This window comes from Gemmobacter aquaticus (genome assembly GCF_007859075.1).
GTDB classification, from domain to species: Bacteria; Pseudomonadota; Alphaproteobacteria; order Rhodobacterales; family Rhodobacteraceae; genus Gemmobacter; species Gemmobacter aquaticus.
Window position 1 is genome coordinate 164,783 of sequence record NZ_VOAK01000023.1, and the last position, 20,140, is coordinate 184,922.

The 20,140-nt window shown below is 61.4% G+C and carries 29 protein-coding genes; 3 read left to right on the forward strand and 26 right to left on the reverse strand.

Annotated elements, in window-relative coordinates; all coding sequences use genetic code 11:
* Position 1 precedes the first annotated feature (1 nt).
* Complete coding sequence (locus FQU74_RS15285; RefSeq protein WP_146287344.1) at positions 2-1,309, forward strand: amino acid ABC transporter permease; 1,308 nt, start codon at positions 2-4, stop codon at positions 1,307-1,309.
* A 12-nt stretch (positions 1,310-1,321) separates the two neighbouring features.
* A complete protein-coding gene (locus FQU74_RS15290) occupies positions 1,322-2,101 on the forward strand; it encodes an amino acid ABC transporter ATP-binding protein (protein ID WP_146287345.1) in 780 nt (259 codons plus the stop codon).
* A 119-nt stretch (positions 2,102-2,220) separates the two neighbouring features.
* On the opposite strand, the gene FQU74_RS15295 is transcribed toward FQU74_RS15290, so the two are convergent.
* Genes FQU74_RS15295 through argB form a run of 3 tightly spaced genes read right to left on the reverse strand, consistent with a single transcriptional unit; the run spans position 2,221 to position 4,256 of the window.
* A complete protein-coding gene (locus tag FQU74_RS15295) occupies positions 2,221-2,727 on the reverse strand; it encodes a SixA phosphatase family protein (protein WP_146287346.1) in 507 nt (168 codons plus the stop codon).
* On the reverse strand, positions 2,724-3,377 hold the full coding sequence (locus FQU74_RS15300; RefSeq protein WP_146287347.1) for a ferredoxin: 654 nt from the start codon (positions 3,375-3,377) through the stop codon (positions 2,724-2,726). The genes FQU74_RS15295 and FQU74_RS15300 overlap by 4 nt, the downstream gene beginning before the upstream one ends.
* Entirely contained in the window at positions 3,378-4,256 is an 879-nt protein-coding gene (gene argB / locus FQU74_RS15305; protein WP_373289045.1) for an acetylglutamate kinase, read from the reverse strand.
* 128 nt (positions 4,257-4,384) lie between these two features.
* Between argB and FQU74_RS15310 the strand changes: the two genes are divergently transcribed.
* Positions 4,385-5,116, forward strand: coding sequence for an SDR family oxidoreductase (locus FQU74_RS15310; RefSeq protein ID WP_146287349.1), 732 nt, complete (start codon positions 4,385-4,387; stop codon positions 5,114-5,116).
* A gap of 11 nt (positions 5,117-5,127) precedes the next feature.
* Here FQU74_RS15310 and FQU74_RS15315 read toward each other — a convergent pair whose 3' ends face one another.
* The 23 genes from FQU74_RS15315 to rpmC form a co-directional block, all read right to left on the reverse strand.
* Complete coding sequence (locus tag FQU74_RS15315) at positions 5,128-5,889, reverse strand: hypothetical protein (RefSeq protein ID WP_206665041.1); 762 nt, start codon at positions 5,887-5,889, stop codon at positions 5,128-5,130.
* A gap of 302 nt (positions 5,890-6,191) precedes the next feature.
* The gene (locus FQU74_RS15320) at positions 6,192-7,499 is read right to left on the reverse strand and encodes a replication-associated recombination protein A (protein ID WP_146287350.1); all 1,308 of its coding nucleotides are present in this window, start codon (positions 7,497-7,499) and stop codon (positions 6,192-6,194) included.
* Between the two features lie 38 nt (positions 7,500-7,537).
* Positions 7,538-8,941 carry a trypsin-like peptidase domain-containing protein gene (locus FQU74_RS15325; RefSeq protein WP_146287351.1) on the reverse strand — a complete coding sequence of 468 codons (1,404 nt, stop codon included), beginning with the start codon at positions 8,939-8,941 and terminating at the stop codon, positions 7,538-7,540.
* 66 nt (positions 8,942-9,007) lie between these two features.
* Positions 9,008-9,595 carry an acyl-homoserine-lactone synthase gene (locus FQU74_RS15330; RefSeq protein ID WP_146287352.1) on the reverse strand — a complete coding sequence of 196 codons (588 nt, stop codon included), beginning with the start codon at positions 9,593-9,595 and terminating at the stop codon, positions 9,008-9,010.
* A 53-nt stretch (positions 9,596-9,648) separates the two neighbouring features.
* Positions 9,649-10,260 carry a helix-turn-helix transcriptional regulator gene (locus FQU74_RS15335; RefSeq protein WP_146287353.1) on the reverse strand — a complete coding sequence of 204 codons (612 nt, stop codon included), beginning with the start codon at positions 10,258-10,260 and terminating at the stop codon, positions 9,649-9,651.
* A 129-nt stretch (positions 10,261-10,389) separates the two neighbouring features.
* The gene (gene rplQ, locus FQU74_RS15340; protein ID WP_146287354.1) at positions 10,390-10,809 is read right to left on the reverse strand and encodes a 50S ribosomal protein L17; all 420 of its coding nucleotides are present in this window, start codon (positions 10,807-10,809) and stop codon (positions 10,390-10,392) included.
* A gap of 131 nt (positions 10,810-10,940) precedes the next feature.
* Complete coding sequence (locus tag FQU74_RS15345; protein ID WP_146287355.1) at positions 10,941-11,957, reverse strand: DNA-directed RNA polymerase subunit alpha; 1,017 nt, start codon at positions 11,955-11,957, stop codon at positions 10,941-10,943.
* Between the two features lie 114 nt (positions 11,958-12,071).
* Positions 12,072-12,461, reverse strand: coding sequence for a 30S ribosomal protein S11 (rpsK, locus tag FQU74_RS15350; RefSeq protein ID WP_146287356.1), 390 nt, complete (start codon positions 12,459-12,461; stop codon positions 12,072-12,074).
* Between the two features lie 15 nt (positions 12,462-12,476).
* Positions 12,477-12,845, reverse strand: coding sequence for a 30S ribosomal protein S13 (rpsM, locus tag FQU74_RS15355; protein WP_146287357.1), 369 nt, complete (start codon positions 12,843-12,845; stop codon positions 12,477-12,479).
* Between the two features lie 212 nt (positions 12,846-13,057).
* Positions 13,058-13,708 carry an adenylate kinase gene (locus FQU74_RS15360; RefSeq protein ID WP_146287358.1) on the reverse strand — a complete coding sequence of 217 codons (651 nt, stop codon included), beginning with the start codon at positions 13,706-13,708 and terminating at the stop codon, positions 13,058-13,060.
* A gap of 24 nt (positions 13,709-13,732) precedes the next feature.
* Positions 13,733-15,091 carry a preprotein translocase subunit SecY gene (gene secY / locus FQU74_RS15365; protein WP_146287359.1) on the reverse strand — a complete coding sequence of 453 codons (1,359 nt, stop codon included), beginning with the start codon at positions 15,089-15,091 and terminating at the stop codon, positions 13,733-13,735.
* A gap of 99 nt (positions 15,092-15,190) precedes the next feature.
* Positions 15,191-15,667, reverse strand: a complete 477-nt coding sequence (gene rplO / locus FQU74_RS15370; protein WP_146287360.1) for a 50S ribosomal protein L15 — start codon at positions 15,665-15,667, stop codon at positions 15,191-15,193.
* A gap of 179 nt (positions 15,668-15,846) precedes the next feature.
* On the reverse strand, positions 15,847-16,041 hold the full coding sequence (rpmD, locus tag FQU74_RS15375) for a 50S ribosomal protein L30 (RefSeq protein ID WP_146287361.1): 195 nt from the start codon (positions 16,039-16,041) through the stop codon (positions 15,847-15,849).
* A gap of 2 nt (positions 16,042-16,043) precedes the next feature.
* The gene (gene rpsE, locus FQU74_RS15380; protein ID WP_146287362.1) at positions 16,044-16,619 is read right to left on the reverse strand and encodes a 30S ribosomal protein S5; all 576 of its coding nucleotides are present in this window, start codon (positions 16,617-16,619) and stop codon (positions 16,044-16,046) included.
* Positions 16,620-16,630: 11 nt separating this feature from the next.
* A complete protein-coding gene (rplR, locus tag FQU74_RS15385; protein WP_146287363.1) occupies positions 16,631-16,990 on the reverse strand; it encodes a 50S ribosomal protein L18 in 360 nt (119 codons plus the stop codon).
* Between the two features lie 11 nt (positions 16,991-17,001).
* The gene (gene rplF, locus FQU74_RS15390) at positions 17,002-17,535 is read right to left on the reverse strand and encodes a 50S ribosomal protein L6 (protein ID WP_146287364.1); all 534 of its coding nucleotides are present in this window, start codon (positions 17,533-17,535) and stop codon (positions 17,002-17,004) included.
* 10 nt (positions 17,536-17,545) lie between these two features.
* Complete coding sequence (gene rpsH, locus FQU74_RS15395) at positions 17,546-17,944, reverse strand: 30S ribosomal protein S8 (protein ID WP_146287365.1); 399 nt, start codon at positions 17,942-17,944, stop codon at positions 17,546-17,548.
* Between the two features lie 12 nt (positions 17,945-17,956).
* Positions 17,957-18,262 (reverse strand): 30S ribosomal protein S14, encoded by a 306-nt coding sequence (rpsN, locus tag FQU74_RS15400; RefSeq protein ID WP_146287366.1) that lies wholly within the window; start codon positions 18,260-18,262, stop codon positions 17,957-17,959.
* An 18-nt stretch (positions 18,263-18,280) separates the two neighbouring features.
* Complete coding sequence (rplE, locus tag FQU74_RS15405) at positions 18,281-18,841, reverse strand: 50S ribosomal protein L5 (protein ID WP_146287367.1); 561 nt, start codon at positions 18,839-18,841, stop codon at positions 18,281-18,283.
* Positions 18,841-19,146 (reverse strand): 50S ribosomal protein L24, encoded by a 306-nt coding sequence (rplX, locus tag FQU74_RS15410; RefSeq protein WP_146287368.1) that lies wholly within the window; start codon positions 19,144-19,146, stop codon positions 18,841-18,843. The genes rplE and rplX overlap by 1 nt, the downstream gene beginning before the upstream one ends.
* Position 19,147: 1 nt before the next feature.
* The gene (gene rplN / locus FQU74_RS15415) at positions 19,148-19,516 is read right to left on the reverse strand and encodes a 50S ribosomal protein L14 (RefSeq protein ID WP_023666245.1); all 369 of its coding nucleotides are present in this window, start codon (positions 19,514-19,516) and stop codon (positions 19,148-19,150) included.
* A gap of 90 nt (positions 19,517-19,606) precedes the next feature.
* Entirely contained in the window at positions 19,607-19,840 is a 234-nt protein-coding gene (gene rpsQ / locus FQU74_RS15420) for a 30S ribosomal protein S17 (protein WP_119133421.1), read from the reverse strand.
* 11 nt (positions 19,841-19,851) lie between these two features.
* On the reverse strand, positions 19,852-20,055 hold the full coding sequence (rpmC, locus tag FQU74_RS15425) for a 50S ribosomal protein L29 (RefSeq protein ID WP_146287369.1): 204 nt from the start codon (positions 20,053-20,055) through the stop codon (positions 19,852-19,854).
* Positions 20,056-20,140: the final 85 nt, after the last annotated feature.

Below are 20,140 nucleotides of genomic sequence, written 5' to 3' on the forward strand. Positions count from 1 at the left end.
GATGACAAGCGTAATCCCCTTTGTCCGCAACGAGATGCTGCCCGAGAAAGAACCGCCGCTGCGCGAGCGCGGAGTGGTGCACTGGATGCGCCAGAACCTGTTCTCGGGTCCATTGAACACCGTCCTGACGCTGCTTGGGCTTGCGGTGCTCTTGTGGGTCGCCTCGCATGTCCTGCCGTGGCTCATGCACTCGGTCTGGAATGCTTCGTCGCTGACGGAATGCCGCGATATCATCACCCAAAGGTTTGGCGAGGGTGCCACCGGCGCCTGCTGGGCCATGGTGAAAGAGCGCTGGCACCAGTACCTCTACGGCTTCTATCCGATGGACCTGTACTGGCGGCCGAACCTCGCGTTCGTTCTGATGTTCGTGGCCATCGCGCCGGTGCTGTATACCAGCCTGCCGCGCAAGATGCTCTGGTTCACCGCGATCTACCCTGCGCTGACCTTCTGGCTTTTGTGGGGTGGCTCGGTCTGGACGCCGGTCGTGGCCATGCTGGGCTTCGTGATCCTCGCGCTGATCTTCCGTGCACTGGTCGGAAAGCTGGGCGTGCCGGTCTCGGCCGGGATCGGTGTCGTCGTGGCGGCGCTGTGGTGGATGTTCGCGCAAGGCCCGGTCTCCGACGCTTTGCAGGCGGCCATCCCGCTGTCGATCACCACGGTGGACAGCGACCAGTTCGGCGGTTTCCTTCTGTCGATCGTAATCGGGGTCACGGCCATCTCGGCCTCGCTGCCGATGGGCATCCTGCTGGCCTTGGGGCGCAAGTCGGACATGCTGATCGTGCGCACGCTGTCGGTGGGCTTTATCGAGTTCATCCGGGGCGTCCCGCTGATCACGCTGCTCTTCACCGCTTCGCTTCTGCTGCAGTACTTCCTGCCGCCGGGCAGCAACTTTGACATCATCCTGCGCGTCATCATCCTCGTGACCCTGTTCGCGGCGGCCTATATCGCCGAGGTGATCCGGGGTGGTCTCGCAGCGCTGCCGCGTGGACAGTATGAGGCAGCCGATGCGCTTGGCCTTGATTACTGGCAAGCGCAGCGTCTGATCATCATGCCCCAGGCCCTGAAGATCTCGATCCCCGGCATCGTCTCCAGCTTTATCGGCCTGTTCAAGGATACGACGCTGGTGGCCTTTGTGGGCCTGCAGGATCCGCTGAAGGGTATCACCACGATCGTGCGTGCCGACATCAACTGGAAGGGCATCTACTGGGAGCCCTACATCTTTGCCGGCGCCATCTTCTTCATCATCTGCTTCGGCATGTCGCGCTACTCAATGTGGCTCGAACGCAAGCTGAAGACCGACCATCGTTAAGGAGCCAGAACCATGGCCGAACAAGCAATCGACCGCTCGAAGATGAAGGTCTCGGACGAGGTCGCCATCCAGATCAGCAACATGAACAAGTGGTATGGCCAGTTCCACGTCCTGCGGGATGTGAACATGACCGTCCACAAGGGCGAACGCATCGTGATCTGCGGGCCCTCGGGTTCGGGGAAATCGACGCTGATCCGCTGCATCAACCGTCTGGAAGAGCATCAGTCGGGTGATATCATCGTTGATGGCACAGAGCTTACCAACGACCTGAAGAACATCGACAAGGTGCGCTCCGAGGTCGGGATGGTGTTCCAGCACTTCAACCTGTTCCCGCATCTGACGATCCTCGAGAACTGCACCCTCGCCCCGATCTGGGTCCGCAAGATCCCGAAGCGCGAGGCGGAGGAGACCGCGATGCACTTCCTGCGCAAGGTGAAGATCCCCGAGCAGGCAAACAAGTATCCGGGCCAACTCTCGGGTGGTCAGCAGCAGCGTGTGGCGATTGCCCGCTCGCTCTGCATGAAGCCACGCATCATGCTGTTTGACGAACCGACCAGCGCCCTTGACCCCGAGATGATCAAGGAGGTGCTCGACACCATGATTGAACTGGCCGAGGAAGGCATGACCATGCTCTGCGTGACGCATGAGATGGGCTTTGCGCAGGCTGTCGCGAACCGCGTCGTCTTCATGGACAAAGGGCAGATTGTCGAGCAGAACGAGCCACGCGAGTTCTTCAACAACCCGCAGAGCGAGCGCACCAAGGCGTTCCTCAGCCAGATCCTGGGCCACTGATCGCCGGACCGCGGGGGCTGTGCGCCCCCGCACCGCGCGCGGTGTTTCCGCCAGTAAGAAATGAGAAGGGGCGCCCGCAACCGGGGGCGCCCCTTCTCATTCTCGATTCGAATTGTCCGTCAGACGGCAAGCTCGCGCGGGATGATGAAGTCATCGACACTGCCCATGGACCACGCCACATCAGCCCAACTGTCGGCGGCGAAATCGACGACCAGCGTGGCACCGGTCGGATAGCGCTGGAAATCGGGGTTCAGGGGCGCACGGGCAACGATGCGATGGGCAAACTCGGCAATACCGGGATTGTGTCCGATCATCATCACGGTCTGTCCGGTGGCATGGCGCAACACGGCAAGCATCACATCGGGCCCTGCGTGATAGAGCGCAGGTTTCAGTTCGAGGATCGGGGTGCCCGGCAATGCAGGGGCGATCCCGCTCCATGTCTTGCGGGTGCGCAGGGCATCCGAGCAGAGCACCTGATCGGGCACATAGCCGCGCGAGGCGAGCCAGTTGCCCAGGTCGGCTGCGGCGGCCTTGCCGCGTTCGTTCAGCGGGCGGTCATGGTCGCTCATCAGCGGGTCATCCCAGCTGGATTTCGCGTGGCGCGTCAGGATCAGGCGCAGGGTCATGTGTGGAACTGCCTCATGTGATAGGCGGAATGTAACGGCAGTCTTGCATAGGTCTGGGACACCGGGCAAGCGCGGCGCACGAGGCAGCCACCTGTCATGCAATCCATCCCCTGCGGCTGGTCGAGATGGGCGTGACAGCGGGGCACGTCATAGCCCCGCCGATCGAGGGCACCAGCCGGGCAGGACTGCGTACAGGGTGCCGCACAGTCGGTACAGGGGCTGGGCGGAGGGCTGGGCAGTTCCATGTCCTCTTTCAGCGCCAGCGCCCCACGGAAGCTGACAAGCAGACCCTGGCGATGATGCACCAGAAGCCGCACCGGGCTTTCCCATACAGCGCCCGTGCGCAGCGCCCATTGATAGAATGGATGCCAGGGCGGGCCGCCAAAGGGAAAGAGCGCCTTCGCCCCCAGATCACAGGCCATCCGCCCGATGACGCGGCGCGACCATCTGTCCATCGGATGCGCGGTCCCGTCCTGCCATTCGGGCTGGCTGGTGAAATGCGCCCAGAATCCTGGTTCAGCCAATCCCAGCATCAGGACGGTGCGCGTGCCCTTGGGAAGCGCCGGATCGTCCTGCGCCGGAAACCCACCCAGAATTTCCAGCCGATGCGCGGCTGCCTGATCAGCGATCTCGGCCAGCCGCGCGCCCATTCAGCGCCGGGTCCGGGGCTTGACGCGCGGCTCGGTCGAGCGGATCTGGCTGCCCGCGCCGTGATCGGTGAACAGCTCCAGCAGGCAGGCGTTCGGCAAACGGCCATCAAGGATCGTCACCGCGCGCACACCCTGATCGAGTGCCGCGAGCGCGGTCTCGGTCTTGGGAATCATACCACCTGCGATCACGCCACTGGCGGTCATCTCGCGGATCTCGTCAGGGGTGATCTGGGTCATGACCTCGCCCGCGGCATTCTTCACGCCCGACACATCGGTCAGAAGAAGCAGGCGATCGGCCTGCAGGGCACCTGCAATGGCGCCGGCGGCGGTATCGCCATTCACGTTGAAGGTTTCATTGTCCTCCATCCCGGTCGCGACGGGGGCCACAACCGGGATGATGCCCGCGTTATAGAGATCGCGCAGCACCTGCACATTCATCTCCACCGGGCGGCCCACGAAGCCCAGTTCGGGATCGTCGGCCACGCAAACCATCAGGTCGTCGTCCTTGCCCGAGATCCCGACCGCGCGCCCGCCCTGATCGTTGATCGCCTGCACGATGCGCTTGTTGACGAGGCCCGAGAGGATCATTTCGACTACCTCGACCGTCGCCTTGTCGGTCACGCGCTTGCCGCGCACAAACTCGGACTTGATGCCCAGCTTCTGCAGCATGTCGTTGATCATCGGCCCGCCGCCATGAACGACAACCGGGTTCACGCCAACCTGACGCATCAAGACGATGTCGCGGGCAAACTCGGCCATCGCATCGTCATCGCCCATGGCATTGCCGCCGAACTTCACGACGACGACGGCACCGGAATATCGCTGCAGATAGGGCAGCGCTTCGGACAGGGTTTTGGCGGTGGCGATGGAATCTTGCATGGTGCGCGTCTGCTGTTTCATGAGAGGCCCTCGGGTGTCGCGCTTTTTGGTAGCCCCTTTGCCGCGCCCTGCCAAGGTTGCATTTCCCGCGCCCGCGCTTAGGCTGGCGCCAAATCAAGGAGGCACGAATGACCGAGCAGAAAGTCATGGTCCTGACTGGGGCAAGCCGCGGCATCGGCCATGCCACCGTCAAGCGTTTCGGGGCCGAGGGGTGGCGGGTACTGACCTGCTCGCGTCATCCTTTCGACCCGCGCTGCCCTTGGCCCGGGGGTGAGCAGAACCATATCCAGATCGACCTTGCGAGCCCCGACGCCACGATCGCGGCCATCGCCCAGATCAAGGAGAAGGTGGGCGGGCGCCTGCATGCGCTGGTGAACAACGCAGGTATCAGCCCCAAGGGTCAGGGTGGCGCGCGCCTCGGGGCGCTCGATACCGATCTGCGGACCTGGGGACAGGTGTTCCACGTCAACTTCTTTGCCTCGATCGTGCTGGCGCGGGGGCTGAAGGACGAGCTTTCCGCCGCGCGCGGATCGGTCGTCAACGTGACCTCGATCGCGGGCAGCCGGGTACATCCCTTTGCGGGGGCGGCCTATGCCACCTCAAAGGCCGCGCTTTCCGCCCTGACGCGCGAGATGGCGCATGACTTCGGCCCGTTGGGCGTGCGGGTCAATGCCATCGCGCCGGGCGAGATCGAGACCTCCATCCTCTCACCCGGAACCGAAAAGATCGTCGAGAAACTACCCCTGCGACGGCTCGGCCAACCGCGCGAGGTGGCCGACGTGATCTGGTTTCTGTGCTCGGACCAGTCCAGCTATGTTTCCGGCGCCGAGATCGAGGTGAACGGCGCGCAGCATGTGTGAGGGGGAAGTGCCTATTGGTCAGAGGAGGCCTTACTGGAATTCAGAGGAGCTCCCTTCACAAAATCAGTCTCTCCGCCAGAATTTGTATACACGTTAAACACGAACGAGCCCGAAGACCAAACCACTGCTAGAACAGCTAAGACACTGGACGAGAATCCAATTAACTTTGCCAATCGACTTTCGAATATGCGGTCAAGCAGAATCCCAAAGCCTCGAGATGCGGTTCTGAGTTTACCGGCCATCGCTTTGCGAATGACAGAACTAAAAAACCCGAGCTTGCATAGTGTAGAATTATGCATCCGGATGAACTCATTATTTTTGAACGCCTGAAGTTCCTCCTCTCCTGTCAGAAAGTTTCTATGGACACCACCGTTCATCTCCATGAGGTTCTTCATTTTGGGATGACCTGCGTAGTTTGATCCATATTTGTCAGAAAGAATGTCATTCAAATTGATTCTGCGTTCTACCGGAATGACAGCCGCGTCAGAACCTCCCAATATGCGATAGCGATGCTCAAGGTGCTCAAAACCATAAGTAAGATTTCTCATATTCCAGTGTACCCAGTATTTATCGCGCCGGTCTCGAATGAACCCGTAGAAGTGATGGAGGAGTTTCCTTTCGACTGCGTCAAAATTCCGCTGCACATCCTCCCGAGCGATGCCCATCTCCTCTGCTATTGCATGAGTAGAAAAACTCACTGTTTGCTCGGTCGCAAAGTGAGTAACTCCGATCGAAGTGATACGAGGTGACAAACCCTCGTTGTCATCGTTCAAGCTTTGACAAGAGTAGTGCACTATGTAGAAGTTTTCAGGATCCTTCTTGATACGCAAGAAAAATTCTTTACTGTTGGCTATAGTCATATTCCCCGAGACCATATAAATACTGACAGAAATTCAGGAGTTCATGCTGCTGGTCATTACTTTTCGCACTTGCAACATCACACGAAGGCCCAGCCTTTGCCGAGGCGGCTTTTCTACTTTGATCTTTCATACTGTAATAAATCAACCCACCGTCAACACGTCTTTACTCCCTGAACATTGGCTCCGCAGAACAATCTCATAACCTTTTGCCCCCCTCACCCGCCCTTCCGCTGTGCCCTGAGTTTCGCGAAATACTCCACCCGCTTCTTCAACTCTCGCTCAAACCCGCGTTCGGGTGGGGCGTAGAAGATCGGGCGCTTCATGTCTTCGGGGAAGTAATCCTGGCCCGAGAATCCATCCTCGGCGTCGTGATCATAGGCGTAGCCCGCGCCATAGCCGATGTCCTTCATCAGCCGGGTCGGGGCGTTGCGGATGTGCAGGGGGGGCGGCAGGCTGCCGGTGTCGCGGGCGGCGGCGCGGGCGGCCTTGTAGGCGACATAGACGCCGTTCGACTTGGGCGCCAGCGCCAGATAGACCACCGCATTGGCCAGCGCCAACTCGCCTTCGGGAGAGCCGAGCCGTTCATAGGTCTGCCAACTGTCGATGCAGACGGCCTGCGCCTGCGGGTCGGCCAGACCGATATCCTCGACCGCCATGCGCGTCAGGCGCCGGGCAAGAAAGCGCGGGTCCTCGCCCCCCTCGAGCATCCGCGCAAACCAGTAGAGCGCGGCGTCCGGGTCTGACCCGCGCACCGATTTGTGCAGCGCCGAGATCAGGTTGTAGTGCTCTTCCCCCGACTTGTCGTATTTGCTGGCCCGCCGCATCAGCCGCTGCGAAAGCTGCGCCCTGCCAAGCGGGGCGCCCTTATAGGCCGCGACCTGCTCGATCAGGTTCAAAAGCGCGCGCCCGTCCCCATCCGCCATCTCGAGCAAGGTGTCCCGCGCATCAGCGGCCAGCGGCAGGGCACGGCCCAACTCACGCTCGGCCCTTTGGGCAAGGCGCTCAAGATCGGCAAGCGACAGACGGTCAAGGACGATGACCTGCGCGCGCGACAAAAGTGCGGCGTTCAGCTCGAACGAGGGATTCTCGGTCGTGGCGCCGACCAGAAGGATGGTCCCATCCTCCATATGCGGCAGAAAGCCATCCTGCTGGGCCTTGTTGAAGCGGTGGATCTCATCCACGAACAGAAGCGTACCCTGCCCGTTCTGCCGCCGGATCCTCGCCTGCTCGAACACCTTGCGCAGTTCCGGCACACCGGTGAAAATCGCGCTGATCTGCACAAAGCCAAGGTGCGTCTGATCGGCCAGAAGCCGGGCGATGGTTGTCTTACCCACGCCCGGAGGCCCCCAGAGGATCAAGGACGACAGGCTGCCCGCCGCCAGCATGGACCCCAAGGGGCCGTCGGGGCCAAGCGCCTGCTCTTGCCCGATCACATCCGACAGTGCCCGCGGGCGCAGCCTGTCGGCCAGCGGGCGGGGCGCATCAGACCGCTGAGGGGTCGGGGTATCAAAGAGATCGGCCATGGGTCCAAGACTAGCCCCTTGGGGGCTTGCCGAAAAGGTCAGATGCGAAACCGCAGCAGGACCGAGCGTCCCTCGCGCAGCACCTCCACCACCCAGCGACGCTGGTCGGGGAAGGTCAGGTTCACGACATCTTCGGGTGACATCACAAGTCGGCCATTGACCGCACGGATGACATCGCCGGGGCGCAACCCGATCCGCGCCGCGAAACCGTCAGAGGCGGTAACCGCCGCGCCCTCGGCCAGCGTCTCGGGCAGCTCCAGTTCTGCCAGCACGGCGGGGTTGATGCGGACAACCTCGGCGCCCTGCAGGACGCTGTCCTCGCCCAGGATGCGCGGATCGCGGGCCGGACGGTCCGGCGGCGGGCCAAGGGTCAGCTGCGCCTCGGCCTCGGCACCTGCGCGCAGGTAGCGAACGCGCACCTCCTTGCCCACACCGATAGACGCCAGACGGAACATCACCTCTTGCGGGCTGTCGGTGACCTCATCGTTCAGGGAGAGGATCACGTCCCCCACCGCAAGCCCCGCATCACGGAACGGGCTTTCGGGGTGCAGGTCCGAGATCATCACGCCCTCGGGACGGGGCAGGCCCATCGCCTCTGCCATGGCCGCATCCACACCCTGCCCGGTTACGCCCGCCCAGGGTCGGGCAAAGCGCGTCGCCCCCGTGGCGGCCTGATTGATGAAGCTCTGGACAAGGTTCGCTGGGATCGCAAACCCGATGCCGTTCGACCCGCCGCTCTTGGTCAGGATTGCGGTGTTGATGCCGATCAGCCGGCCCGCGATATCCACCAGGGCGCCGCCCGAGTTGCCCGGATTGATCGCGGCATCGGTCTGGATGTAGTAGCCCCGCCCCTCGCCAATCGCGAGGGTGGAGCGGCCCAGACCCGAAACGATGCCCGAAGACACGGTTTGCCCCACGCCAAAGGGATTGCCGATGGCAAGCACCAGCTCACCCACCTCGATCTCGTCCGAATTTCGCAAGGGCAGCGCGGGCAAGCCCGTGGCCCCCTCCAGCTGCAGAACTGCGAGATCGGAATCCTTGTCCGCCAGCAGAACGCGCGCCTTGAACTGTCTGCGGTCGGAAAGCTCGACCCTGATGTCGGTCGCATCGCCCACGACATGATAGTTGGAAACCACCAGCCCATCCGGCCGTACAATCACGCCAGACCCCAGCGAGCTTTCCATCCGGGGGCGGCTTTCGCCCATGCCTTCGAAGAAGAGCTCGAAAAGCGGATCGCCGGCAAACGGATGCGCGCGGCTCTGAACGACAACCGTGGCGTAGATGTTGACAACCGCCGGCGCCGCCTCTTTGACGACGGGGGCGAAGCTGAGGGCAATTTCAGGTTGGGATTTCGGAACCGTCTGGGCGTGTCCGGGGGCGGCGAAGGTTACCGATGCCAGACATGCCGCTACGAATAGTGTGAAACGCAACTTCGACCTCATCTGCCGCAACGACCGCCCCGATATGGGACGGCAAACCGTGGCGTGCAATGGCCTTGGAGTCGAAGATCAGTGATGGGTTGCCGCAACGTTGATCGAGACGCACTGGCTGTCATAGCCCTCAAACTCGAGCACGCGGCCGGCGGCCGAAACATCCAGTCCGCAGCGCCCGGCCCAACGCGGCCAGTTCGCGGGGATGATGCCGATGACCTTCTTGGCCCCCAACTCTTGCGCGGCTTTCGTCATCTCGGTGATCAACAGCGCGTGGACGCGACGCCGGATTGCCATGGGCGTGTCATTCGAGACGAAAACCCGGCTCGATTCCCAGATATCGCGATCGATCGGCGCCTCGAAATCCAGAAGGTCCGATGGGATCGTCTCCAGCAGGCCACGCTGTGCGTCGCGGATCATATAGGTGTAGATCCCGCAGCGCGCGGTGGTCGGCGTCAGACGGATTCCCGCAAGGATCTGCGGACCATCATGCACGGCGATCCAGCGGCTGGCCGGCGTGTCATACTGATCGTACTCCATCCCCAGGGCCTCGGGCAGGTCCCACTGGTTCCGCAGAATGAAACTGTCACGGCGCGCGCGAAACAGATTCGCCATAAGCTCGCCATGATTGTGCATATTCGCAAATGATAATGTCGTCGTCTGCATTGGCCTGCTCCACCAAGTCTCCACCTCGCGCCCCGCGAGGCAAGGCCGGCGCGTCAGATCAGACGGTAATCCTTGGCGCGCTGGATCGCCTCGGCGGTGGTGCGCGCCATCAGACGCGTCCGGGCCGAGTTGAGGCGAACTTTCAGGGCGCTTTCGGAGATCCCGAGCTTCGCCGCTGCGGCGGCATGGCGATGCCCGGCCGCAATGAGACGAAGAGCTTCTGCCTGGGCGTCGGTAAGTTGATCCGGGGGCAAGGTCAGGTCGTGCAGTTCGGTGATGATCTGCTTTGCGAGTTGGACTTCTTCGTCCAGAAACTCACGGTCCGCCCTGGCAAGCCCGGAAATCGTACGCGATGTCACCGGCCCGCAAGAGACGGCAACACCGTAAACCAATCCATGACGCGCGCCCTCAGCCAAAATCCCGAACGTGTCGGGAAAGGTGATCTCGCTCCAGCGCGTAGCCCCCAGTTCGGAGAAGCCCCAGGCGATGATCGGGTCGCGCATCGCATAACCGTTGACTGTGTAGTGATCGGTCCAGGCCTGCGGATAGGTCTGGAACGTCATCAACGGAGACGTGAAGCGGATGTGAAGGCCCACGAAGTAGCCAGACGGCGCCAGCTTCGCCAGTTGCTTTAGGCCCTTATCTATACCCTGAAACGGAGGCATGGGTCTTCACGTCCACGAATCAATCTTACCTGCAACCATAAGATGCAGATTCCGAATGTCTAGAATAAGGCGCCAAAGTGTTGCTTTATAACTCAAAAAAAGGCCCGCCTGTGGCGGGCCTTTACATTTTCAGGCTTCATCAGCCTCTGCTGCCTCGGCGCGCGCACGGTCGGCGGCGCCTTTTGCAGCAGGATCACGATCCACGAACTCGATGATCGCCATCGGGGCCATGTCGCCATAACGGAAACCGGCCTTCAGGATACGGACATAGCCACCCGCCCGATTCGCGTAGCGCGGACCAAGGATGGCGAACAGCCGCTCGACGTGCTTTTCGTCATTCAGCTGTGCCGAGGCCTGACGGCGGGCGTGCAGGTCACCGCGCTTGGCCAGCGTGATCAGCTTTTCGACGATCGGACGCAGTTCCTTTGCCTTCGGCAGGGTGGTCTTGATCTGTTCGTGCTCAATCAGGCTGCCTGACATATTGGCAAACAGGGCCTTGCGGTGTTCGTGGGTGCGGTTCAGACGGCGGTAGCCGCGAGCGTGACGCATGGTGATCTCCTATCGCGTTTTGCTTTGTCTTGCCGCCCATGCGTTGCGGGCAGCTTCGTTGGGGCGGGATTGCCCGGGTTTTCCCCGCACCAGGCGGGCATTGAAGGGGGGCGTCACCGCCCCCCATAGTCTTAGAACTGGTCCTCGAAACGCTTGGCCAGATCCTCGATGTTCTCCGGCGGCCAGTCCTCGACATCCATGCCGAGGTGCAGGCCCATGCCAGAGAGCACTTCCTTGATCTCGTTCAGCGACTTGCGGCCGAAGTTCGGGGTGCGCAGCATCTCGGCTTCGGTTTTCTGGATCAGATCGCCGATATAGACGATGTTGTCGTTCTTCAGGCAGTTGGCCGAACGGACCGAAAGCTCCAGCTCGTCCACTTTCTTCAGAAGCAGCGGGTTGAACTCCAACCCGGTGTCCAGTTCCTGCTTGAAAGCCGATTCCGGCTCTTCGAAGTTCACGAAGATCGCCAGCTGGTCCTGCAGGATGCGTGCGGCATAAGCCACGGCATCATCAGGGGTCAGCGCGCCATTGGTTTCGATCTTCATCGTCAGCTTGTCGTAGTCCAGCACCTGGCCCTCGCGGGTGGGCGTGACTTCGTAGGACACCTTCTTGACCGGCGAGAAGATCGCGTCGATCGCGATCAGGCCGATCGGGGCATCCTCGGGCTTGTTCTTGTCAGCCGAGACATAGCCCTTGCCGGTGTTGACCGTAAGCTCCATGAACACGTCGGCGCCATCGTCGAGGTGACAGATGACGTGGTCCTTGTTCAGAACCTCGATCCCGTTCGATTCCGAAATGTCGCCAGCGGTCACGACGCCCGGACCTTTGGCCGAGATCGACAGCCGTTTCGGGCCCTCGACTTCCATCTTCAGCGCAACGCCCTTCAGGTTCAGGACGATGTCGGTGACATCTTCGCGCACACCAGCAACGCTCGAGAACTCGTGCAGCACGTTGTCGATCTGTACCGAGGTGATCGCGCCCCCTTGCAGCGACGACATCAGCACGCGACGCAGCGCGTTGCCCAGCGTCAGGCCGAAACCACGCTCAAGCGGCTCCGCGATGACGGTGGCGGTGCGGTTAGCATCCGGTCCCGGCTTCACGACCAGCTGAGTCGGCTTGATCAGCTCTGCCCAATTCTTATGGATCATGCGTTCGCCTCCATTCCAGTTTTCTGCCCATGTCCCTAAGCAGAAAACGCCCGAGGTTCAGAAATACGTGAACGGGCCGCGCATTCTCAGCGCGGCCCGATCGGTAAAGTCACGTCAGACGCGGCGACGCTTCGGCGGACGGCAGCCGTTGTGTGCAAGCGGCGTGACGTCGCGGATCGAGGTGATGGTCAGGCCAACCGCAGCCAGCGCGCGCAGCGCCGATTCGCGGCCCGAACCCGGACCTTGCACTTCGACCTCGACGGTCTTCATGCCATGCTCTTGCGCCTTGCGGGCAGCATCCTCGGCAGCCATCTGGGCGGCGTAGGGGGTCGACTTACGCGAACCCTTGAAGCCCATGGTGCCCGACGACGACCAGGAAATGGCGTTGCCTTGCACGTCCGAGATGAGGACCTTGGTATTGTTGAACGAGGAGTTCACATGAACAACGCCAGCAGCGATGTTCTTGCGCTCTTTCCGCTTCATGCGGGTCTTGTCACGAGCCATTGATCAACCCTCCCCTTACTTCTTCTTGCCGGCGATCGGCTTCGCCGGGCCCTTGCGGGTACGGGCGTTGGTGTGGGTGCGCTGACCGCGAACCGGCAGGTTGCGACGGTGACGCAGGCCGCGGTAGCAGCCAAGGTCCATCAGACGCTTGATGTTCATCGACACTTCACGGCGCAGGTCGCCCTCGACGGTGAAGTTGGCGTCGATGTATTCGCGGATCGCCAGCACTTCGGCATCCGAAAGCTGGTTCACGCGACGTGCGCGATCGATGTTCAGGGCTTCGCAGACTTGCTCTGCAAAGAATGCCCCGATGCCGTGAATGTACTGGAGCGCGATCGGAACCCGTTTCGCGGTCGGGATGTTGACGCCAGCAATACGTGCCACGCGTGTATTCCTTCATTGTTGCGGTTCCGTAATGCCAGAACCTTTTTTCACAACCCCGGCGCGGCGCGAGAGTGCATTAAACGCCACCCGGATCGACTATCCCTGCTCGATTCGCGCCAAAGGGCACAAAACAAAAGCCACGGACGATTCCCTTTCGGGACGCCGTGGCTTAGGGGGTTTTGCGTCAACCGTCAAGGTGACGCGGACAAGATTCACGACCTGTCAAGAACTTTCGCAACGGCGGCGGCCACGTCGTCCATCTCGGCCAGCCCGTCCACAGTCGCAAGCTGGCCCTTGGCATAGTAATAACCAACCAGGGGAGAGGTCTTCTTGTAGTATTCCATCAGCCGGGTTTTCAGGCTGTCCCCGTTGTCATCCGCGCGGCGCACCATCTTGTCGCTGCCGCAAGCGTCGCAGATGCCAGGCTTGGCGGTGGGCCGCGTCTGGTCGTGATAGACCGCGCCGCAGTTGCCACAAGTGTAACGCCCGGTGATGCGCGCGACCAGCGCCGCGTCATCGACCTGCATCTCGATCACCGCATCAAGGCCCTGCCCTGTCTTTTCAAGCAGCGCACCAAGCGCATCGGCCTGTTTCAGCGTGCGCGGGAAGCCGTCAAAGATGAAGCCGCCACCTGCATTGCCGGTGATCTTCTCTTCGATCAGGCCGATCACGATCTCGTCGGTGACGAGACCGCCCTTGTCCATGACCTCGGCAACCTTGCGGCCCATCTCGCTGCCCGAGGATTTCGCCTCGCGCAGCATGTCGCCGGTGGAAAGCTGCACCATGTTGCGCTCGTCGACGAGACGCTTCGCCTGTGTTCCCTTGCCCGCGCCCGGAGGCCCGAGCAGAATGATATTCACCATGGTGCTGCCCCTTCCCTGTACTTCTTAGCGGCGCGTCGGCGTCTTTGCGCCCGAGCGCTTGCGACCGCGCAGTTGCGACTTCTCGATCAGCCCCTCATACTGATGTGCCAGCAGATGCGACTGGATCTGGTTGATCGTGTCCATCGTCACAGACACGACGATCAGAACGGAAGTGCCACCAAAGTAGAACGGGATCGCCAGCTGGCTGCGGATGATCTCTGGCAGCAGGCAGACGAAGGCCAGATAGGCCGAACCCAGCACAAGCACCCGGTTCACAACGTATTCGAGATATTCCTCGGTCTTCTTGCCCGGACGGATGCCGGGAACGAAGCCCCCCTGGTTCTTCAGGTTGTCGGCCACATCATCGACCTTGAAGGCGACGTTGTGGGTGTAGAAGTAGGCGAAGAACACGATCATGCTGGCAAAGAACACCAGATAGAGCGGCTGACCCGGCCCGAAATAGGCAAGGATCGTCGACATCACCGGCCCGGTCTGGCTGTGCGAGAAAGCCGCGATCGTGGTCGGCAGCAGCAGCAGCGACGAGGCAAAGATCGCCGGGATCACGCCCGCGGGGTTCACCTTGATCGGCAGGTGGCTCGAGCCGCCATCATAGATCTTCATGCCCACCTGACGGCGGGGGTACTGAATGTGGATCTTGCGAAGCGCACGCTCCAGGAAAACGACAAAGGCGATCACGGCAACGACCATCACCATGACACCGATGATCACCGGCCAGCTGATCGTGCCGGCGCGACCCTGGCTCAGGAACTGGGCCAGCGCAGCCGGAACTTCGGCCACGATACCCACGAAGATGATGAGCGAGGTGCCGTTCCCGATGCCGCGCGCGGTGATCTGCTCGCCCAGCCACATCAGGAACATGGTCCCGCCGACCAGCGTGATGATCACGGCAGCGCGGAAGAAGAGCCCCGGCTCATGCGCCAGACCGCCTGCCTCGAGGCTGACGGCAATGCCATAAGCCTGGAACAGGGCCAGTGCGACCGTGCCATAGCGGGTGTACTGGTTGATCTTCTTGCGGCCCTGCTCACCCTCTTTCTTCAGCTGTTCAAGCTGCGGAACCATCGAGGCCAGAAGCTGCACGATGATCGAGGCCGAGATGTAGGGCATGATGCCAAGCGCGAAGATGCCCATGCGGCTGATCGCACCGCCGGTGAACATGTTCAGGATCCCGCCCAGACCGGCAGAAACCTCGGACATGAAGTCGCGCAGGGCCGTTCCGTCGATGCCGGGCACCGGGATATACGTGCCAAGGCGATAGACGATCAGAAGGCCGATCGTAAAGAAGATGCGCTGGCGAAGGTCCGACGCCTTGCCGAGGGCGCCCCAGCTGAGGTTCGCCGCCATTTGCTCTGCCGCAGAAGCCATACGGATGCTCTTTCATGACAGCGCCGCCGTACCGTTTTCCGGTCGGCGGCGCGGGAAAACTGTGCTCCCATGTAAGCGGTCTTTCGACCGCTCACAACCTTATTCAGCGGCTTCAGCAGCCACTTGTGCCACCGTCAGCTTGCCACCAGCGGCCGCAACCGCCTCGATAGCCGCTGCCGAGGCGCCGGTCACGGTGATCACCAGCTTCGAGGTGACAGCACCCTTGGCCAGAACGCGCACACCGTCCAGCTTGTACTTGGTCACACCGGCCGCGATCAGCGCGTCCTCGGTGATCTCAGCTGCGTTCAGCTTGCCAGCAGCCACGAATTTCTCGATCAGGCCGAGGTTCACAACCGCATAGTGCAGTTTGTTCGGCTTGTTGAAGCCGCGCTTCGGCAGGCGGCGGTACAGCGGCATCTGGCCGCCCTCGTATCCACCGATGGCCACACCCGAACGCGATTTCTGACCCTTGATACCACGGCCAGCGGTCTTGCCCTTGCCCGAGCCCGGACCACGCGCCACGCGCTTCTGCTTGCGGGCCGCGCCGTCGTTGTCGCGAAGTTCATTCAGTTTCATGTCGCATACTCCTTGGCCGGAACGGCCCTACCTGCGACGGATGGGGCCAACACGGCATTTTTTGCTTGTTCAGAGGAACCGCGGAACGATTCCGCGCCCTCTACTAATAGCAAAGCGCGCGCGGTTCAACCCGCGCGCGCCTTGATCTTCATTCGTCTGCCTGCTCGCAGGCCGCAGGCTTAGCCGCGCTCTTCGACGATCTTCACGAGGTGCGAGATCGAGTTCACCATGCCGCGGACCGAAGGAGTATCCTCCAGCTCACGGGTGCGGTGCATCTTGTTCAGGCCAAGACCTTTGAGGGTCGCGGTCTGGATCGCAGGGCGGCGGGCAGCCGAGGCCACCTGTTTGACGACGATGGTCTTCTTCGCGGTCATGATCAGGCCTCCACTGCTTCAGCTTCGGGCTTCTTCAGGATCTCGGCCACTTTCTTGCCGCGACGCTGCGCGACCGAACGGGGCGAGGATTCCTGCTTCAGGCCATCGATGGTGGCGCGGATCATGTTGTAGGGGTTCTGCGACCCCAGCGACTTGGCCACGACGTCCTGGATGCCAACCATCTCGAACACGGCGCGCATCGGACCACCGGCGATGATGCCGGTACCCGCAACGGCCGAGCGCATCACGACCTTGCCGGCGCCATGGCGGCCTTCCATGTCGTGGTGCAGGGTGCGGCTGTCCTTCAGCGGCACGCGGATCAGCGAGCGCTTGGCCTGTTCAGTGGCCTTGCGGATCGCCTCCGGCACCTCTTTGGCCTTGCCCTTGCCGAAGCCGACGCGACCACGCTGGTCACCGACCACGACCAGAGCTGCAAAGCCAAAGCGCTTGCCGCCCTTCACGGTTTTCGAAACGCGGTTGATCGCAACCAGACGGTCGGCGAATTCGGGAGTTTCCTCCCGAGCATCGCTGCGACGGTCCTCACGGCGGCCTTCCCGACGGTTTTCACGTTCTGCCATTTTTCAACTCCTCAGAACTTCAGGCCGCCTTCACGGGCAGCATCGGCCAAAGCCTTGATCTTCCCGTGAAAGAGGAAACCACCGCGGTCAAAGTAGCATGCTTCGACACCGGCCGCTTTCGCGCGTTCGGCAATCGTGGCGCCCACTTTGGCAGCGGCCTCCACGTTGTTCTTGCCGACGAAGCCCAGTTCTTTCTCGAGGGTCGAGGCAGAAGCGAGCGTCACACCGCGCACGTCGTCGATCAGCTGGACGCTGATGTTCTTGCTGGAACGGTGAACCGACAGACGCGCACGTCCGTTGGCCATCGCCTTCAGCTTGTTCCGGACGCGCTGGCGGCGCTTGAGGAACAGGTCTCTCTTGTTGTTCGCCATCTTCGCTATCCTTACTTCTTCTTGCCTTCCTTGCGGAAGACGAACTCGTCTTTGTAGCGGATACCCTTGCCTTTATAGGGCTCGGGGCGCTTCCAATCACGAATGTTCGCTGCAACCTGACCAACAAGCTGTTGGTCGATGCCTTCCACAACGATTTCGGTCTGCTTCGGGGACGTGACGGTCACGCCCGTGGGCACGTCGAAGTTGACTTCATGCGAATAGCCCAGCGAGAGCTTCAGAACGTTGCCCTGCATCGCAGCGCGGTAACCCACGCCCTGGATTTCAAGCTCTTTCCGGAAGCCGGTGGTCACGCCGGTGACGAGGTTTTCGACCATCGAGCGGGCCATGCCCCACTGCTGACGGGCACGCTTGGACAGGCCACGCGGGGTGACCTTCAGCGCGCCGTCTTCCAGCGACAGCGTGACGTCGTCGGTCGCGGTGAAGGTACGGGTGCCCTTGGGGCCCTTCACTTCGACGGTCTGGCCCTTGACCTCTGCGGTCACGCCTTTCGGCAGGGCGACGGGTTTTTTGCCGATACGAGACATATAACCCTCCTCAGAACACGGTGCAGAGCACTTCGCCGCCAACATTGGCGGAGCGTGCAGCTGCATCGGACATGACGCCTTTCGGGGTCGAGATGATCGAGACGCCCAGGCCGTTGCGGACCGACGGGATCTCTTTCACGCCCATATAGACGCGACGGCCGGGTTTCGACACGCGCTTGACTTCGCGGATCACCGGTTCGCCTTCAAAGTACTTGAGCGAGATCACCAGCTCACCCTGACCATTTTCGGTCGAGGCGCGCTCGTAGCCGCGGATGTAGCCTTCCGAGGCCAGCACATCCAGAACCCAGGCACGAAGCTTGGAGGCCGGGGTGGTCACGGTCGATTTTCCGCGCGCCTGAGCGTTGCGGATGCGGGTCAGCATATCGCCGAGAGGATCGTTCACAGACATGTTCGCTCCTCCTTACCAGCTCGACTTGACCATACCCGGGATCTGGCCGAACGAGGCCAGTTCACGCAGCATGATCCGCGACAGTTTGAGCTTACGGTAGTAAGCGTGGGGACGACCGGTCAGCTGGCAACGGTTGTGCAGCCGGGTCGCCGACGAATTGCGGGGCAGTTGCGCCAGTTTCTGGGCGGCGGCGAAACGCTCGGCCACGGGCAGATCCTGGTTGGCGATGACCACTTTGAGAGCAGCGCGCTTGGCGGCATAGACGTCCACCAGATGCTGACGCTTCTTCTCGCGTTCGATCATGGATTTTTTAGCCATAATGATTTCCTCGCGCGATCAGCTGGAGAACGGCATGTTGAAGTGCTTCAGCAGCGACTTCGCTTCGGCGTCGGTCTTGGCGTTGGTGCAGATGATGATGTCCATACCCAGAACGTCGTCGATCTTGTCGAAGTCGATCTCGGGGAACACGATCTGTTCCTTGAGCCCCATGGCGTAGTTGCCACGGCCGTCGAACGAGGTGCCTTTCACGCCGCGGAAGTCGCGGACGCGCGGCAGGGCCACGTTGATCAGACGATCAAGGAATTCATACATCTGGTCGCCACGAAGGGTGACCTTGCAGCCAAGCGGCATTTCCTCACGGACGCGGAAGCCGGCGATCGACTTCTTGGCGTTGGTGATGACAGCCTTCTGACCCGCGATCAGCGTCAGCTGCTCAGCGGCAGCTTTCACCTTCTTGGTGTCCTTGACGGCTTCGCCGACGCCCATGTTCAGGACGATCTTGTCCAGACGCGGGATCTGCATGTCGTTCTTGTAGCCGAACTCTTCCTTGAGTGCGGCACGGATCTTGGCCTTGTACTCGGCCTTCAGACGCGGGGTGTATTGAGCAGCGTCGAGCATCAGATCACGTCCCCCGTGGTCTTGGCGTAACGCACCTTCTGATCGCCTTCCATGCGGAAGCCGACGCGGGTGGGTTTACCATTCTTGTCAACGATCGCGAGGTTCGACAGATCGATCGGCATCGCCTTGGCAATGCGGCCGCCCTGCGAGGCTTGCGACTGCTTGGTGTGACGGATGGCGATGTTCACGCCATCGACAACGGCCTTGTTCGCCGACGGGTTCACCGAGGTGATCTCGCCTTGCTTGCCCTTGTCCTTACCGGCCAGGACGACGACCTTGTCGCCTTTTTTCAGTTTCGCAGCCATATCACAGCACCTCCGGCGCCAGCGAGATGATCTTCATGAAGTTCTTCGCACGCAGCTCGCGCACGACCGGCCCGAAGATACGGGTACCGACCGGTTCACCCTGGTTGTTCAGGATGACGGCGGCATTGCGGTCGAAACGGATCGAGGTGCCGTCTTCACGGCGAACTTCTTTCGCGGTGCGAACGACGACGGCCTTGCGGACATCACCCTTCTTCACGCGACCTTTCGGAATCGCCTCCTTGACCGACACCACGATGATGTCGCCCACGGATGCGTAGCGGCGGTGCGAACCGCCCAGAACCTTGATGCACTGAACTCGGCGTGCGCCGGAGTTGTCAGCGACATCCAGATTGGTCTGCATCTGGATCATTTGGTTTCTCCCGACCTTTGGGGCGGCTGATCAGCACCACCCCAGGGTTTCGTTCAAGTCTGAACGATGGGCCAAAGTCCGAGCCGAGGCTCAGGCTTCGACTACCACCGTCCAGCGCTTCGTTTTCGAGATCGGCGCGCACTCTTCGATGCGAACAGTGTCACCAACCTTGAACTTGTTGTCCGCATCGTGAGCGCGATATTTCTTCGACTTACGAACGGTCTTTTGCAGCAGCGGGTGCTTGAAGCGGCGCTCGACGAGGACGGTGATCGTCTGCTCGTTCTTGTCCGAGGTCACGACACCCTGCAGGATACGCTTCGGCATGTGTCTTCTCCTCAGTTCGCCGCCGCTTCAGCGGCTTTCTGGTTCAGCACCGTCTTGATGCGCGCAACTTCCTTGCGGACAATGCGCATGCGGGCGGTGTTCTCAAGCTGGCCGGTCGCTTGTTGGAAGCGCAGGTTGAACGCCTCCTTCTTCAGCGCCACAAGCTCTTCACGCAGAGCTTCAGGCGTCTTGGCCTTGAGTTCCTTGGCGGACATTCGCCTTTTCCTTTTCTCAATCACCAGAGGGCCCCTGTCCGAAATGCAGGGTGACCTTGAACCTGGTGGATCAATGATAGACCGA